Annotated in this window: 9 protein-coding genes and 1 pseudogene; 7 read left to right on the top strand and 3 right to left on the bottom strand. The window is 67.3% G+C overall.

Annotated features, from left to right (window positions below; translation table 11 throughout):
* The first annotated feature begins 10 nt into the window (after positions 1-10).
* A complete protein-coding gene (locus tag NA10_RS32875) occupies positions 11-1,948 on the top strand; it encodes an acetoacetate--CoA ligase (protein WP_067574608.1) in 1,938 nt (645 codons plus the stop codon).
* 46 nt (positions 1,949-1,994) lie between these two features.
* On the opposite strand, the gene NA10_RS32870 is transcribed toward NA10_RS32875, so the two are convergent.
* Entirely contained in the window at positions 1,995-2,303 is a 309-nt protein-coding gene (locus NA10_RS32870; protein WP_245678143.1) for a DUF4254 domain-containing protein, read from the bottom strand.
* A 441-nt stretch (positions 2,304-2,744) separates the two neighbouring features.
* Between NA10_RS32870 and NA10_RS32865 the strand changes: the two are divergent.
* A pseudogene (locus NA10_RS32865) lies at positions 2,745-3,023 on the top strand (isopenicillin N synthase family oxygenase); the annotation flags it as partial.
* Here the strand turns inward: NA10_RS32865 and NA10_RS32860 are convergent.
* Complete coding sequence (locus NA10_RS32860; RefSeq protein ID WP_067574606.1) at positions 2,983-3,717, bottom strand: ABC transporter ATP-binding protein; 735 nt, start codon at positions 3,715-3,717, stop codon at positions 2,983-2,985. The pseudogene NA10_RS32865 and the gene NA10_RS32860 sit on opposite strands and share 41 nt — an antisense overlap.
* A gap of 26 nt (positions 3,718-3,743) precedes the next feature.
* Positions 3,744-4,802 (bottom strand): ABC transporter permease, encoded by a 1,059-nt coding sequence (locus tag NA10_RS32855; RefSeq protein ID WP_067574605.1) that lies wholly within the window; start codon positions 4,800-4,802, stop codon positions 3,744-3,746.
* Between the two features lie 131 nt (positions 4,803-4,933).
* On the opposite strand from NA10_RS32855, the gene NA10_RS32850 reads away from it, so the two are divergent.
* The 5 genes from NA10_RS32850 to NA10_RS32830 all read left to right on the top strand — a co-directional run.
* Positions 4,934-6,088 (top strand): sensor histidine kinase, encoded by a 1,155-nt coding sequence (locus NA10_RS32850; protein WP_174562591.1) that lies wholly within the window; start codon positions 4,934-4,936, stop codon positions 6,086-6,088.
* A 17-nt stretch (positions 6,089-6,105) separates the two neighbouring features.
* Positions 6,106-6,744: a LuxR C-terminal-related transcriptional regulator gene (locus NA10_RS32845; RefSeq protein ID WP_067574604.1), complete on the top strand. Its 639-nt coding sequence runs from the start codon at positions 6,106-6,108 to the stop codon at positions 6,742-6,744.
* 15 nt (positions 6,745-6,759) lie between these two features.
* A complete protein-coding gene (locus NA10_RS32840; RefSeq protein ID WP_067574603.1) occupies positions 6,760-7,185 on the top strand; it encodes a PPOX class F420-dependent oxidoreductase in 426 nt (141 codons plus the stop codon).
* Positions 7,186-7,257: 72 nt separating this feature from the next.
* On the top strand, positions 7,258-8,016 hold the full coding sequence (gene cobM, locus NA10_RS32835; protein ID WP_067574602.1) for a precorrin-4 C(11)-methyltransferase: 759 nt from the start codon (positions 7,258-7,260) through the stop codon (positions 8,014-8,016).
* 289 nt (positions 8,017-8,305) lie between these two features.
* Positions 8,306-16,584 (top strand): non-ribosomal peptide synthetase (locus NA10_RS32830; protein WP_157556910.1); only part of this gene is annotated, 8,279 nt, incomplete at its 3' end.

Genomic DNA, 16,584 nt, shown 5'->3' with positions numbered 1-16,584 from the left:
AGGTAGTGCGGTGGAACCACAGTGGGTGCCGAGTGCGGCGGATATCGCCGGGGCGCGGGTCACCGATTTCGCGGAGTACGTGACCGAGCGCACCGGAACGGCGCTGCCGGACTACGACTCGCTCTGGCGCTGGTCGGTCGGGAATCTGGCGGGGTTCTGGGGCGCGCTCTGGGATTACTTCGACCTGGGGCAGCGCAGCGGTCAGGTGCTCGTCTCCACCGAGATGCCGGGGACGAAATGGTTTCCGGCGCAACAGCTGAACTATGTGGATCAGGTGGTGCGGCAGGCGCGCACCGATCGGCCCGCGATTCTCGGGGTCGATGAGGACGGCGGTGTGACCGAGCTGTCCTGGCACGAACTATTGCGCAGCACAGCGGCTTTCGCGCGCACCCTGCGGGAACTCGGGGTGGGGCGCGGTGATCGGGTGGCCGGATACCTGCCGAATATTCCGCAGGCCGTGATCGCCTTCCTCGCCACCGCGAGCCTCGGCGCGGTGTGGAGCGCCTGTGGACAGGACTACTCCGCGCAGGCGGCCCTGGATCGGCTCGGGCAGTTGGAGCCGAAGGTGCTGGTCACCGCGGACGGCTATCGCTTCGGCGGCAAGGTGCACGATAAGACCGCCGATATCGAGGCGCTGCGGGCGGGGCTGCCGTCGCTGGCCGCGACGGTGCTGGTCGCGCGCCTCGGCGAGTCGCTGCCGGGGGTGGTGTCCTGGGATGAGGCTGTCTCGGATGCCGATTCGACCGTGATCGACACCGTCCCGGTCGATTTCGAACATCCGCTCTGGGTGCTGTACTCCTCCGGGACCACCGGCAAGCCCAAGGGTATCGTGCACGGACACGGCGGGGTGCTGCTCGAGCATCTGAAAGCCGTTGCCCTCCAATTCGATATCGGGCGCGAGGACACCTTTTTCTGGTACACCAGCCCGAGCTGGATGATGTGGAACTTCCAGGTGGCCGGGCTGCTGGTGGGCGCGACCATCGTCACCTACGATGGCAGCCCGGCGGCACCCACCCCGGATGCGTTGTGGGCCATCGCCGCTCGCACCGGTGCGACGGTGGTCGGCACCAGCCCCGGCTATGTGCTGGGATGCGTCAAGGCCGGTGTGGCGCCGCGCCGCGATCACGATCTCTCCGCGCTGCGCACGGTGGGCGTCACCGGTTCGTCGCTGCCGCCGTCCTCCTCACTATGGTTGCGCGACAATGTGGGTCCGGACGTTCCGGTCGCTTCCATCAGCGGCGGTACCGATGTCGTCTCGGCGTTCATCGGAGGTGTGCGCACCGTTCCGGTGTGGCCGGGTGAACTCTCCGCCCCGTATCTCGGTGTGGCCCTGGACGCCTGGGACGAGAGAGGGCGTCCGGTGCGCGGTGAGGTCGGCGAACTGGTCATCACCAAACCGATGCCGTCCATGCCGGTGTGCTTCTGGGATGATCCGGACGGAAGCCGTTATCACGAAGCCTATTTCGATATGTTCCCCGGTGTCTGGCGGCACGGCGACTGGATCACCATCAACGACCACGGCGGTATCACCGTGCACGGCCGCTCCGATTCGACCCTGAACCGGCACGGCATCCGCATGGGCAGCGCCGATATCTACCAGACGGTCGAGGCGCTGCCCGAGGTCGCCGAGGCCCTGGTGCTCGGCGTCGAACTCCCCGGGGGCCGCTACTGGATGCCGCTGTTCATCGTCCCCGCCCCCGGTGTCGAGCTCACCGATGAGGTGAAGGCGCGCATCAATTCCGCCATTCGCACCGAGGTCTCACCGCGGCACGTACCCGACGAAATCATTGCCGCCCCGGCTATTCCGCACACCCGCACCGGAAAGAAGCTCGAAGTCCCTCTCAAGAAACTCTTCCAGGGCGCGGAGCTCGCCAGGGTGGTGGCCCCCACGGCTGTGGACGATCCGGACCTGCTGGCCTGGTACGCCCAGCATTCCCCACCGAAATGATCAGGCGGCGAATTGCCCGGCGGCTCGGTATCGCCGGGCAATTCGCTCAATGCCCACCGGGCAACCGGCGTCTTCCGGTACACACCTCGGACGCCAAATCCTCATAACCCACGGCCAATTCGGCAAGGCTCTCCCAGACATCGGTCAATTCCCGCCCGGAAGCATGCGCCAGCGCCGCATAGGCGTGCGCCGTCAACTGCGCCAGCCGATCGATGACGGCACCGAGTGTTTCGGTATGCACCCGGGCCGCCCCGTGCGAGGGTGGTAGCCGGGATGTCACCCAGCAGTCGATGGTGTGCACCAATTCGTTTCGCAGACTATCGAGTTCGGCGCAGGCATCCGGCGCCGCCGTCATCTTCCGCCCGTGTAGCTCGGTTAGTTCCTGTGCGGCGCTCAGTACCGGATGCTCCGGAAAACTGGTTCCACGGCAAGCCAGGAGAACTTGCCTCTTACTAGGAAGCGCTTCCCTCATCGCGACCACTCCTCTTCCGAGAACTGCGAATTCGGAGAACGCTATTCCATCAAAATGACTATCCCGTAACCTGCGCCCCAACACCCTATTTCGCGATCTTCCCCACCACCGCACCATCCCCCGTGAGCAATCCCAGCCCGCGATTCGACCCGCATCGATCAGTCGTTTCTCGTGCGATGAATACCGATGTATCCAGCAGCCCGACACTCATCCCCGCCACGGATCCCTACTACCTTCCGTGGTCTCGATCAGCTCCGCCGACAACTCATCGCGGAGGCCGGGATCCGCCAGAGGCAATTCCGCGAAAAAGGATCGAGTAGACACAATGAGCGCTGGCTCTCGACACTGCACCGGGTGAAGCCGCCGATCGTGGACGGCACCATCGCGCGCCGCCGCAGTGCCGCGAATTTCCACGACGGCAATATCGGTGCGCTCATCGAGACACTGCCGTCCTGTATCGGCGACGGCAGCAAGTACGAACCCGTCACGGTGGGTGCGCATTTGCGCGCCAAACTCGCGGGCTCCCGTGCCGGTGGGTCGAGGGTGCGGCCGACCGATCCTGTCAGACCGCGTGTGCGGCGCGGTTTTCGGATTCCAGGGTGAGGGTACCGTCGACCATGCGGTAGATGGTGTCCATCTGGTGCAGGTGGGCGCGGTCGTGGGTGACCAGCAGGGTCGCGGCGCGGTGTTCGCGGGCAATGCGCACGATCAGCTCGATAATGGCCGCGCCGCGTTCCTGATCGAGGGCGCTGGTGGGTTCGTCGATCACCAGCAGGGACGGCTCGTTCATGAGGGCGCGGGCGATATTCACGCGCTGCCGTTGCCCGCCCGAGAGTTGGCCGGGACGTTTGTTCGCGTAGTCGGCCAATCCGACCGCGTCGAGTAGTTCACGGGCATGTGCCCGGGCCGCGCGGCGGCGGGCGGGGGAGACGAACCAGGTCTGCCCGAGATGGACCATGGCCTCGAGCTGTTCCAGCGCGGTCAGCGCGGGCACCAGATTGGCCTGCTGGAATACGATGCCGATGGATTCGCGGCGCAGCGTGGTGGCCTCGCGGCGGCCGAGCTTGGCCAGATCGACCGTACCGCTGTCGGTTTCGAGTTCGATGCGACCGGAATCGGGACGGATCAGAGTGGAGGCGGCGGCCAGCAGCGTGGACTTACCGGAGCCGGAGGGTCCGGTGATGGCGGCGATCTCGCCGCCCCGCACCGACAGGTTGATCCGGTTCAGCGCGGTGATCCGCTCGGCGCCGTCGGGGAAGGTGAGCATGAGGTCGGCGACCGTCAATGCGTTGGTCATCGCGAAACTCCTGGGGAACAAGGGGATCAGCGCACCTGGTTGAGGGCGTTGAGCGGATCGGTGGTGACGAGGAAGCGCAGTGCGAAGGCCGCGCCGAGCAGGCCGAGCAGTACCAGGGCGGCGGCGGGGAAGAGCGTGCTGCCGACGCCGAGCACGAAGGGCACCGCGTCACCCAGGAACGCACCCGCGAGCGCGGTGAGGCCGACGCCGATGCCGACACCGGCGACCAGCACCACCAGAGCTTGGCCGAGGGCATCGCGGACCAGCGAACCCGTCGTTGCCCCAAGGGCTTTCAGCGTCGCGATATCCGGTGCGCGCTGCACCGTCCACACCGTGAAGAACGCGCCGATCACCAGCGCCGAGATGGCGAAGAGCATGGCCGTCATGAGGGTGAGTGAGCCATTCTCGGCCTGATACGAGCTCATGGCGGACAGCGAACCCTTGGACGAGGTCGTGGTGGTGTGCGCGGCCGCGTTGATCGCGGACTGATCGCTCACCCCGGAGACCGCGATAATGGTCGCCGCACCGGAGCGCGGATTGAGCGCCCGCCAATCCGAGAGCGTCATCCATACCACCGGTGTGTGCGCGTACCAGTCATCCTCGGTCACGGCCTTGACCGTGAAGTTGCCGCTGCCCAGCGCCACGGTGTCACCGGCCCCGGCCGCGAGATCCTTGGCGGCGGCCGCGGAGAGAACCACCTGACCGTTCTCGGTTGCCATGCGATTGCCGAATGGTGTGCCCTCGACACCGAACAGCGCGACTTGGGCGGGGGAGACCCCATCGTGCGTGGCCCGGGTGCGACTGATGCCGATCGGGTCGACGGTGCCCGAGCTGCCGCCCGCCCGCTGCCAGGCCCGCACCTGCTCCTGACTCAGGGCCGAGGAGTCGAACGATGCCGACGACCCGGTATCGGAGAACGCCACGGTGCTGGTCCGGAGCGATTGGAGGGCGGAGATATTCTGGTGCGCCAGCCCGGCGGTCAGGCCGCTCAGAAAACTGACGAGCAGCGCGACCATCGTCACCACCAGGGCGATGAGCAGGAAGCGGCCGCGGGCGGCCCGCAGATCTCGGAGTGCTACGAACATGACTCCACTCTCATGTGAAACGCTCGCGATTCCATCGAGCCGCCGAACGAATCCGCCCCCTGCCGATGGAGGTGCGGCGTTTCCTACTTTCGATGGATGCCGCCCGGGTTGCCCGGCATAAGCTGGTCGGCGTGCACCGATCGCCCCTGACCCCCGTCCTGTCCGCCGTGCAGCTCGGTCTGCACGTGCTGGTGGTGGCGTTGACGGCGGTGGTCGCGGTGCGAGCCGTCATCGCCGATGCGCACCCCTATGTCGTGGTGGTGTTGTCCGGGGCCTTCCTCGGGGTCTACTTCGCGGGTGGATTGTTCCGCCGCCGACTGCTGGCCGCGCGGGTGTGGCTGCTGGTGCTGACCCTGCTGTGGCTGGTGCTGGTGGCCTTCGTCCCCGAGGCCGTCTACCTCGTCTTCGGACTGTTCTTCCTGTATTTGCATCTGCTGCCGCGCAATTGGGGTCTGATCGCGGTCACCGTCACCACGGCGGTGTCGGTGGTCGGCTTCGCGCTGCATCGCGGCTGGACCTTCGGCGGCATTATCGGTCCGCTGCTGGGCGCGCTGGTGGCGGTGGGCATCGGCCTGGGCTACGAGGCGCTGTTCCGCGAGGCCGCCGATCGCCAGCGGCTGATCGACGAATTGCTCGCCACCAGAAACACTCTCGCCGAACAGGAGCGCACCGCGGGCAAAATGGCCGAGCGCGAGCGCCTGGCGCAGGAGATCCACGATACGGTGGCCCAGGGCCTGAGCAGTATCCAATTGTTGCTGCACGCGGTGGAGCGCGCGGCACCGGATCACCCGGCGGTGGCCAAGATTCGCCTCGCCCGCGAGACCGCCGCCGACAGTCTGGTCGAAACCCGCCATCTCATAGCCGAACTCACGCCCGCCGCGCTGGAGGGGCAGTCGCTCGCGGGCGCGCTCACCCGAATCACCCAGCGCGCCACCGCACCCGGCCTCGACGCCCAGGTATTGGTGGAGGGCGATCCGCACGCCCTGCCCATGTCCATCGAGGCCGCGCTGGTGCGCATCACTCAGGGCGCGGTCTCGAATGTGGTGCGGCACGCGCAGGCTCAGCGCATGCGCGTCACCCTTACCTACGCAGGCGACGCCGTCCACCTGGACGTGGTCGACGACGGTATCGGCATCGAACCCGCCGTGCTCGCCGAATCCCCCTCGGGCAGTTTCGGTCTCAACGCCATGCGAAATCGCGTGGAACAACAGGGCGGCACCATGGGCGTGGAGTCCGAACCCGGGCACACCGCCGTCACCGTCTCGTTCCCGGTGGCCGAGCAGTGACATCCGCTGGAGGGAAAGTGATTCGAATCCTGCTCGCCGACGATCACGCGATCGTCCGCGCGGGTCTGCGCGCCCTACTGGATTCCGGTGTGGCGGAGAGTGATTCGGGCGGCGATATCGATGTCGTCGGTGAGGTCGCCACCGCCGAGGAGGCCGTGGCGTTCTGCTCCACCACGGCGGTCGACCTGGTGCTGATGGACCTGCGCTTCGGCCCCGGCAAGTCCGGCGCGGACGCCACCGCCGCCCTGCGCGAACTGCCCGATCCACCGAATGTGCTGGTGGTCACCAACTATGACACCGACGCCGATATCCTCGGCGCGATCGAGGCGGGCGCGGTCGGCTACATCCTCAAGGACACCCCGCCCTCGGAGCTGCTGGCCGCGGTCCGCTCGGCCGCGGAGGGCGAGAGCGTGCTGTCCCCCTCGGTGGCCTCGCGCCTGATGACCAGGGTCCGCAAACCCGACACCACCTTGAGCCCGCGCGAGATCGAGGTGCTGCGCCTGGTCGCCGACGGTCACTCCAATCGCGAGATCGGCCGCCGGCTGTTCCTGAGCGAGACCACCGTCAAATCCCATCTGGTGCACATCTACGCCAAGCTCGGCGTGAAATCGCGGACCTCGGCGGTAGCGCGTGCGCGTGAACGCGGGGCCATCTGACTCTACGGTGAAGCCATGGCCTCACTTTCCGATCCTCGGGTGCGCGAGTTCCTGTCCACGGGCACTCGCACCGGCAAGCTCGCCTTCACCGCCGCCGACGGGCGGCCACTGGTCACTCCGGTCTGGTTCGTGCTGGAGGATGACGCGGTCGTGTTCAACACGGGCGATACCTCGGCCAAAGGCAGGTCCATCACCCGCGACGGGCGGCTGAGCATGATCGTGGATCTGGAGGAGCCGCCGTACGGCTATGTCCAGGTGCAGGGCAAGGCCGAAACCTCCGATGATCCAGGTGAATTGGTGCGCACCGCCACCCTGATCGCCGAACGCTATATGGGCGCGGATCGGGCGGAGGAATTCGGCAGGCGCAATGGCACCCCCGGGGAACTGGTGGTCCGTCTCGTCCCCGCCAAGGTGACCGCGGTCTTCGACATCAGCGGCTGACGCGGACCGCATCCCCGCGCCGAGCGGGGGGTACGAGGTCGCGGCACCGGTGTCGAGTGCCAGACTCGGCGCATGACTGTGCACTTCATCGGGGCCGGACCCGGAGCGGCGGACCTGCTGACCGTGCGCGCGGTGGGGCTGCTGCGCGAGTCGCCCGTCTGCCTCTACGCGGGGACGTATCTGGATCCCGAGGTGCTGGCGCACTGCGCGCCCGATGCCGAGCTCATCGATACCCAGGGCCTGGATCTGGATCAGATCATCGAGCACTGCGTGCGAGCCACGAACAAGGGGCGGGACGTCGCTCGCCTGTGTTCGGGGGACCCGTCCATATATTCGGCCCTCGCCGAGCAGACGCGCAGGCTCGACGCCGCCGGTGTCCCGTGGGATGTCACCCCCGGCGTGCCCGCCTACGCCGCCGCGGCGGCCCTGCTGGGCACCGAACTGACCGTCCCGGAGCTCACCCAGTCAGTGGTGTTGACGCGCACCCGGGCGCGTTCGACCGTCATGCCCGAAACCGAGGCGCTCGCCAACTTCGCGCGCACCCGCGCGACGCTCGTATTGCATCTGGCTGTCACTCGCATCCGAACCCTCGCGCGGGAGCTGGTCCCGGAGTACGGCGCCGACTGTCCGGTCGCGGTCGTCTATCGCGCCAGTCAGCCCGAACAGCAGGTCCTGCGCGGCACCCTCGCCGATATCGCGGACCGGGTGGAGGACGCCGAACTGCGTCGGGCGGCGGTGATCCTGGTCGGCAGGGCCCTGGCGAAATCGGTGGATTGCGCCCGGTCCCACCTGTACGACCCGGCTCGGGACAGGACGCATATCACTGGGTGAGACCGCGAAATGCGGTGATAGCGCGGAGCTATGGTGCTTCTTCGTAATGGGTTGCCAGCTGCCGGTAGATTGGTTCGGGTGCTCAGCAGCTTTGTACCAATAGCGGTCGATGAACCTTCGGACGTTCGTACGCCCATGTAACAACTTCGGTCGACTGGGTAGATAGCCCAGAGGATCTCAAAAATACGTGAAGTGAGCCCCGAGCATCGGACGCCACCCATGGCTGGTGTGGCGTCCTGTTCGGGTTTTCGGTGGGGAGCGCTGTGGTGTTCCAGAAGCGAGGTTTGGGTTGGACCGGCTAGATTTCGGCGGCAACGGCGAAGCTGGCAGCGAAATCGCGCCGGGATCGGGCGAGGCTTTCCCGCTGTCGCCCGCTCAGCTGGGCATTTGGTACGCCCAGCATCTCGACCCGCAGGTGCCGATCAATATCGCGCAGTACGTCGAACTGCGCGGTGAGATCGACGTTCCGCTGTTGGAGCAGGCCATGGTCGACGGTTCGCTCGAGGTCGGCTCCGGCTTCCTGCGCATCATCGAGCGCAATGGCGAACCGCTGCAGCTCATCGATACCTCCCTGGACCGCACGATCTACCAGATCGATGTGCGCGATGCCGAGGATCCGCGTGCGGCCGCCCTGGAGTGGATGCGCGCGGACTACAGCCGTCCGCTCGACCTCACCGCCGACCGGCTCATCCGCTCGGCCATGATCCGCCTGGGCGAGGACCACTACTACTGGTACGCCCGCGTGCACCACATCGTGCTCGACGGCTTCGGCGCCATGACGTACATGAGCCGGGTCGCCGAGATCTACACCGCGCGCTTCAACGGCGTAGAGCCCGCGCCCTCCAAGGCCACCCCGCTGGCCACCCTGGTCGAGCAGGAGTTCGCCTACCGCGACAGCACCCGCTTTCTCGCGGACAAGGCGCACTGGTCCGAGCGAGTCGCCGGATTGGAAGAGGGGACGAGTCTGTCCGGGCGCAGCGCGCCGCCCTCGGCCGTCAACACCATCGCCTCGGCCTCGCTCACCGACGATCAGACCGAACTGCTGGACACCGCGGTGGCGGTGCACGAATCCTCCCCGGCGGCAATGCTCATCGCCGGTTTCGCCGGATATCTGGCGCAGTGGACCGGTTCGGAGGATGTCATCCTCTCGCTGCCGGTGACCGCGCGTACCACCGCGATCATGCGGCGCTCCGGCGGCGCGGTATCGAATATCGTGCCGCTGCGCCTGCGCGTGGGTCACGGCACCACCATTGCCGAACTGCTCAAGCAGGTCACCGTCGAGGTGTCGGGCGCACTGCGGCATCAGCGGTACCGGCATGAGGACATTCGCCGCGACAGCGCGGGCGAGGGCGTGGTGACCCGGGAGTTCTTCGGGCCCTGGGTCAACATCATGCTGTTCCACAATGAGGTCACCCTCGGCCCGGTCACCGGTGAGTACAGCGTGCTCTCCACCGGTTCGGTCGAGGATCTGGGCATCAACTTCTACCAATCGGTGGCGGGTACCCGGAACCATATCGACTTCGAGACCAATCCGAACCTGTACACCGAAACCGAGACGCACCAGCATCATTCGCGTTTCCTGGAATTCTTCGACCGGTTCCTGTCGGCCGCCGCCGAACAGCGGGTGTGGGACCTGCCCATCACCACCGCGGCCGAGCGCACCCGCACCCTGGTGGAGTGGAATTCGGCGGGACACGAGGTCCCGACCACCACGCTGCCGGAGCTGCTGGACGCCCAGATTCCGCTGACGCCGGACAATATCGCCCTCGAATTCGAGGGCGAGACCCTGACGTACGCCGAGTTCGGCGAGCGCGTCAATCGCCTGGCGCGGTTCCTGATCGCCGATGGCGTCGGCCCGGAATCGCTTGTCGCCCTTGGTATGCGGCGCTCGCTGGAGCTGGTCGTCGGTATGCACGCGGTGCTGCGCGCCGGTGGCGCGTACGTGCCCATCGATCCCGATCACCCGGCCGATCGCACCGCCTACATCCTCGAGTCCGCGGCACCGGTCTGCGTGCTGACCACCGCGCGCGATGAGCTCCAGCTCCCGGATTCGGTGCGGCGCTTGGAGATCGACACCCTCGATGTCTCGGGTTACTCGAATCAGCCTGTGACGGACGCGGATCGGATCGCCCCGCTGCGCCCGCTCAATACCGCGTACGTCATCTACACCTCGGGTTCCACCGGCCGCCCCAAGGGGGTCGCGGTCACCCACCACGCCATTGTCAATCAAGAACTCTGGATGCTCGACGAGTACGGGTTCACGGCCGACGATGTCTACCTGCAGAAGACCGCCACCACCTTCGACGTCTCGCTGTGGGGTTACTTCCTGCCGCTGATGGTGGGCGCGAAGATGATCATCGCGACCCCGGACGGGCATCGCGATCCGGTCTACGTCGCGGAGACCATCGCGCGCCACGGGGTCACGGTCACCGACTTCGTACCGTCCATGCTGACCGTCTTCGTCTCGCATGCCAGTGCGGCGCAGTGTGTTTCGCTCCGGACCGTCTTCGTCATCGGTGAGGCGCTGCCGCCCGAGACCGGTGCGAGCTTCCGCGCGCTGAGCAGTGCGGGTCTGCACAACCTGTACGGCCCCACCGAGGCCGCGGTCTCGGTGACGTACTGGGAGAACACCGACGCCGACACCGGCACCGTGCCGATCGGCGTGCCGGAGTGGAATGTCGATGTCTACGTACTGGATTCGCGGCTGCGCCCGGCCGCGGTCGGCGCACACGGTGAGCTGTACCTGGGCGGGCGTCAGCTCGCGCGCGGGTACAAGGGCCGTCCGGATCTGACCTCGGATCGCTTCGTCGCGAACCCGCTCTCGGCCGCCGGCGAACGCATGTACCGCACCGGTGACCTGGTGCGCTGGAACGCTTCCGGCGCACTGGAATACATCGGCCGCACCGACTTTCAGGTCAAGTTCCGCGGCCAGCGCATCGAGCTCGGTGAGATCGAGACCGATCTGCTCGCGCATCCGGCCGTCAGCCAGGCCGCCGTCCTGGTCATGGACACCGCGACCGGTCAGCAGCTGGTCGCGTACGTGGTGCCCATGCCCGGCCAGAGCATCGATCCGGCCGAGCTCACCCGCTTCGCCGCCGAGAAGCTGCCGACCTACATGGTCCCGGCCTCGATCATGGTGCTGGAAGCCTTCCCGCTCAACACCTCCGGCAAGCTGGACCGCAAGGGCCTGCCCGATCCGGTGTTCAGCGTGGACGCCGCCGGATACCGCGCCCCGCGCACCGCCGCCGAGGAGATCGTGGCGGGCATCTTCGCCGATGTGCTCGGCCACGAGCGCGTCGGGATCGACGACAACTTCTTCGATCTGGGCGGTAACTCCCTGGTGGCCACCCAGGTGGTGGCCCGCATCTCGGCCGCGTTCTCCACCCGCCTGGGTGTGCGCGCGCTCTTCGAGACGCCCACCGTCGCGGGCATCGCCACCCGGATGGAGAACACCGCCCCGTCCGATGTCTCGCGGCCGCCGCTGGTGGCGCGGCCGCGTCCGGAGCGGGTGCCGCTTTCCCTTGCGCAGCAGCGCATGTGGTTCCTGAACCAGTTCGATCCGAACGTCCCGACCTACAACCTCCCGTTCGTGGTGCGGTTGCGCGGCGGTGTCGATATCGAGGCGCTGCAACTGGCGCTGCACGATGTGGTCGAGCGCCAGGAATCGCTGCGCACCATCTTCCCCGAATCCGGGGACGGCGGTCTGCAGCAGGTGCTGCCGATGGCCGAGGTGGATCTCGGTATCGAGGTCCAGCGCATCGATGAGCACGAATTGTTCGCCGGTCTGGCCGAATTCGCCTCGCGCGGCTTCGACGTCTCACGCGAGCTGCCCATTCGGGTCCGGGTCTTCCAGGTCGGTGAGGCGACCGCCGAATCGGCCGACTACGCCGTGGCCTTCGTGGTGCATCACATTGCCGCGGACGGTTTCTCGTTCGGTCCGCTCTCGCGCGATATGACCGCCGCCTATCTGGCACGGGTGGCCGGACAGCAGCCCGCGTGGGCCCCGCTGCCGGTGCAGTACCAGGACTTCTCCATCTGGCAGCGCGAGGTGCTGGGTTCGGAGTCCGATCCCGAATCGATGGCCGCGCGCCAGATCGACTACTGGCGTTCGTCACTGGCGGGTCTGCCCGACCAGCTGGACCTGCCCGCGGATCGCCCGCGCCCGCCGGTGCAGTCCTTCCGGGGTAACCGGGTCACCTTCGAGATCCCGGCCGAACTGCATGCCAAGCTCACGGGATTGGCTCGCGCACAGGGTGTTTCGCTGTTCATGGTGATGCACTCCGCACTTGCGGTGCTGCTGGCCCGCCTGTCCGGGACCTCCGATATCGCCATCGGCACCCCGGTCGCGGGCCGTGGTGAGCAGGCCCTGGACGATTTGATCGGCATGTTCGTCAACACCCTGGTATTGCGCTCGGAAGTGCGTGGGGCCGAGAGCTTCACCGATTTCCTGGCCCGCACCCGGGAAGCGGATCTGGCGGCCTTCGCCAATACCGATGTGCCGTTCGAGCGCCTGGTCGAGGTCATCAACCCGACCCGTTCACAGGCCCGGCATCCGCTGTTCCAGACCATGCTCTCGTTCCAGGAGATGTCGCACGGCTCCATGGAACTGCCCGGACTCACCGTGTGGGCGGATGAGCTCGAAGTCGATATCGCCAAATTCGACCTGCAGTGGACGCTCACCGAACAGCGCGGCATGTCCGGTCAGCCCGCCGGACTCTCGGTGGTGCTGTCCTACGCCACCGATCTGTTCGATGCCGAGACCGTCGCCGAATTCGGGCACCGCTATCTGCGCGTGCTCGAAACCGCCGTCGCCGCACCGGAAATCGTGGTCCGCGATATCGACGTCCTCAACGAGGACGAGCGCGCCCTGGTCCTGGGTGACTGGAGCCGCAACGCGCACGCGCTGCCCGCCGCCGGGACGGTGCTGGACCTCTTCGAGGAGCAGGTCCGTCTGCGCCCGCACGGCACCGCGCTCATCTTCGATCCCGGTGAGCGCAGCGGCAGTATGTTCGGCGCGCCCGCCGAACTCAGCTACGCCGACTTCTCCGGCCGGGTGAATCGCCTGGCGCGCAAGCTCATTGCTGAGGGGGTGGGCCCGGAGACGCTGGTCGCGGTCGGGATTCGCCGCTCCGTCGACATGCTGGTGGCCATCTACGCCACCCTCACCGCCGGTGGCGGGTACGTGCCGGTCGATCCCGATCATCCGGCCGAGCGCACCGAATACGTGCTGGCGAGTTCGCGGCCGGTGGTCCTGCTCACCACCACCGATGACGCGGTCGAGACCGCCGATTGCACCGTGCTGCACCTGGATTCGCTGGATCTGAGCGAATTCGACGATGCCCCGGTGACGTCCGCCGATCGATCGGCTCCGCTGCGCCCGTCGAACACCGCGTACGTGCTCTACACCTCCGGCTCGACCGGTCGCCCCAAGGGCGTCGCGGTGCCGCACAGCGCGGTGCTGAACCAGATCGCCTGGATCACCGCCGAATACGGCATCGACGACACCGATGTGATCCTGCAGAAGACCCCCGTCACCTTCGACGTGTCGGTCTGGGAACTCTTCGGTTCGCTCGCCGTCGGCGCGCAGCAGGTCATCGCGGCCCCGGACGGTCACCGCGATCCCATGTACCTGTCCGAGGTCATCGGACGGCACCGGGTCACCATGACCTCCTTCGTGCCGTCCATGCTGAGCGTCTTCGCCTCCAGCGCCTCGGCAGCCGAATGCCTGTCGCTGCGTGCGGTTCTGGTCGCCGGTGAGGCCCTGCCGCCCGCCACGGTCACCGCGTTCCGGCGCTTCTCCACCGCGGCCGTGCACAACCTGTACGGCCCGACCGAATTCACCGTGCACGCCACCTACGCGGCCATCGGCAACCCCACCCCGACCGCGGTGCCCATCGGCCGCCCGGTGTGGAACGCGCAGACCTATGTCCTGGACGAGGGCCTGCGCCCCGTTCCGGCGGGCGTTCCTGGTGAGCTGTACCTGGGTGGCGCGCAGGTCGCGCGCGGCTACTACGGCCGCCCCGATCTGAGTGCCGAGCGCTTCGTCGCCGACCCGTTCGGCACCGCGGGCGCGCGCCTGTACCGCACCGGAGACCTGGTGCGCTGGAATGCCTCCGGCGCGCTGGAGTACATCGGCCGCACCGATTTCCAGGTCAAGTTCCGCGGTCAGCGCATCGAACTCGGTGAGATCGAGACCGCGCTGCTCGGGCATCCCTCGGTCAATCAGGCCGTGGTCCTGGTCATCGACACCGTCGCCGGTGATCAGCTGGTCGCCTACGTGGTGACCCGCGGCCCGGTCGATCTGGACAGCGTCAAGGCGCTGCTGCACCGCACGCTGCCCGCGTACATGGTGCCGTCGGCTTTCGTCGTGCTGGAAGCCTTCCCGCTCAACGCCTCCGGCAAGCTGGATCGCCGCGCGCTGCCCGCCCCGGTGTTCGAGGTGCGCGAATTCCGGGCTCCCACAACGCCTATCGAAGAGATCGTGGCGCAGATCTTCGGCGAGGTGCTGGGCGTCGCCCGCGTCGGCGTCGACGACGACTTCTTCGAACTCGGCGGCAACTCGCTCATCGCCACCCAGGTCGCCACCCGCCTGGGCACCGCCCTCGATACTCGCGTGCCGGTGCGCATGCTGTTCGAGGCCGCCACCGTCGCGGCCCTGGCGGCGCGCGTCGAATCGCATGCCGGTGACGGTGCGCGCAAGGCCCTGGTCGCCCGTGAGCGGCCCAGTGAGATCCCGCTTTCCCTTGCGCAACAGCGCATGTGGTTCCTGAACCGGTTCGACACCGCTTCCGCGGTGAACAATATCCCGGTCGCCATCCGGCTCTCGGGCGAGCTGGATGTGGCCGCGCTGCAGGTCGCGGTCATCGATGTGATCGACCGGCACGAATCGTTGCGCACCGTCTTCCCGGAGACCGTGCACGGACCGGTCCAGAGGGTGCTGGACGCCGCGCAGATCGTGCCCGACCTGACCCCGGTGCCGGTCACCCAGGCCAATCTCATCGACCACCTGGTCGAGCTGGCGTCGATGGCCTTCGACGTCACCGATGAGGTGCCGATGCACGCGGCGCTGTTCGAACTCAGCGAGACCGAGTTCGTGCTCGGCATGGTGGTGCACCACATCTCGGCGGACGGCTGGTCCATGGGGCCGCTGGCCCGCGATGTCATGGTCGCCTACGCCGCCCGCACCTCGTGGGAGGCGCCGGCCTGGGCCGAACTGCCGGTGCAGTACGCCGACTACGCGCTCTGGCAGCGCGAGGTGCTGGGCTCGGAGGACGATCCGAACTCGTTGATCTCCAAGCAGATTCGGTACTGGGCCGATACCCTGGCCGATCTGCCGGATGAGCTGGTGCTGCCCTCGGATCGCCCGCGCCCGCCCGCCGCCTCGTACCGGGGCGGCACCTATCCGTTCGCCATCTCCGCGCAGACGCAGCAGCGCCTGGTGGAGCTGGGCCGCCGGCACAATGCCTCGCTGTTCATGGTGCTGCACAGTGCCCTCGCGGTGCTGCTGGCCCGGATGTCCGGGACCTCCGATATCGCCATCGGCACCCCGGTGCACGGTCGTGGTGAGGCCGCGCTGGACGACCTGATCGGCATGTTCGTCAACACCCTGGTGCTGCGCAGCGAGGTGGACGGCGAGAAGACCTTCGCCGATCTGCTCGCCCAGGCCCGCGAGAGCGATCTGCACGCCTTCGCGCACGCCGATGTGCCGTTCGAACGCCTCGTGGAGGTGCTCAACCCGGCGCGTTCGCAGGCCCGGCATCCACTGTTCCAGGTCATGCTGACCTTCCAGAACACCCGCCAGGCCAGCCTGGAGCTGCCCGGACTCTCGGTCAACGGCGTCGACTACGACGCCCAGCTGGCCAAGTTCGATCTGCAATTGACCCTGCAGGAGGCGCAGGACGAGCACGGTGAGAACGCGGGCATGTCCGCCGAGTTCTCCTATGCGCGTGACCTTTTCGACGAGTCGACGGTCGCCGCGTTCGCGCATCGGCTGGATTTGATTCTCGCGGCCGTCGTCGCCGATCCGGAGCGGCCGATCGGCGATATCGATCTGCTGGTCGCCGGTGAGCGCGAGCAGGTGCTCGATGTATGGAACGACACCGCGTTCGAACTCGGTGGCGTACTGCCCGCACTGCCGGAAGGCGATGCGGCCACCTTGGTTTCGCTCTTCGAGGCACAGGCGCTGACCAGCCCGGACGCGATTGCCGTCAGTTTCGAGGGGACAAGTCTGTCCTACGCCGAGTTCTCCGGCCGGGTGCATCGCCTGGCCCGCAAGCTCATGGCGCAGGGCGTCGGCGCGGAATCGCTGGTGGCCCTGGCCATTCGGCGTTCGGTGGATCTGGTTGTCGCCATGTACGCGGTGCTCGAGGCCGGTGGCGCGTACGTGCCGCTGGATCCCGATCAGCCGCTCGAGCGCATCGATTACGTCCTCGATACCGCGCGCCCGGTCGCCATTCTGACCACGGGTCGCGATGACTTCGTGACGGGCCGCAATGTGCCGGTGCTCGAGGTCGACACCCTCAACCTCGAGGGTTACTCGGCCGCACCGATCGCCGATTCCGAACGGGC

The organism is Nocardia acidivorans NBRC 108247, assembly GCF_001625085.1.
Classification (GTDB): Bacteria; Actinomycetota; Actinomycetes; order Mycobacteriales; family Mycobacteriaceae; genus Nocardia; species Nocardia acidivorans.
This window is presented reverse-complemented; position numbering and strand designations above follow the sequence as displayed.

Coding starts and splice junctions, on each gene's coding strand:
- NA10_RS32870 (WP_245678143.1), bottom strand. CDS start 2,303: ATGACGGCGGCGCCGGATGCCTGCGCCGAACTCGATAGTCTGCGAAAC.
- NA10_RS32860 (WP_067574606.1), bottom strand. CDS start 3,717: ATGACCAACGCATTGACGGTCGCCGACCTCATGCTCACCTTCCCCGAC.
- NA10_RS32855 (WP_067574605.1), bottom strand. CDS start 4,802: ATGTTCGTAGCACTCCGAGATCTGCGGGCCGCCCGCGGCCGCTTCCTG.
- NA10_RS32840 (WP_067574603.1), top strand. CDS start 6,760: ATGGCCTCACTTTCCGATCCTCGGGTGCGCGAGTTCCTGTCCACGGGC.
- cobM (WP_067574602.1), top strand. CDS start 7,258: ATGACTGTGCACTTCATCGGGGCCGGACCCGGAGCGGCGGACCTGCTG.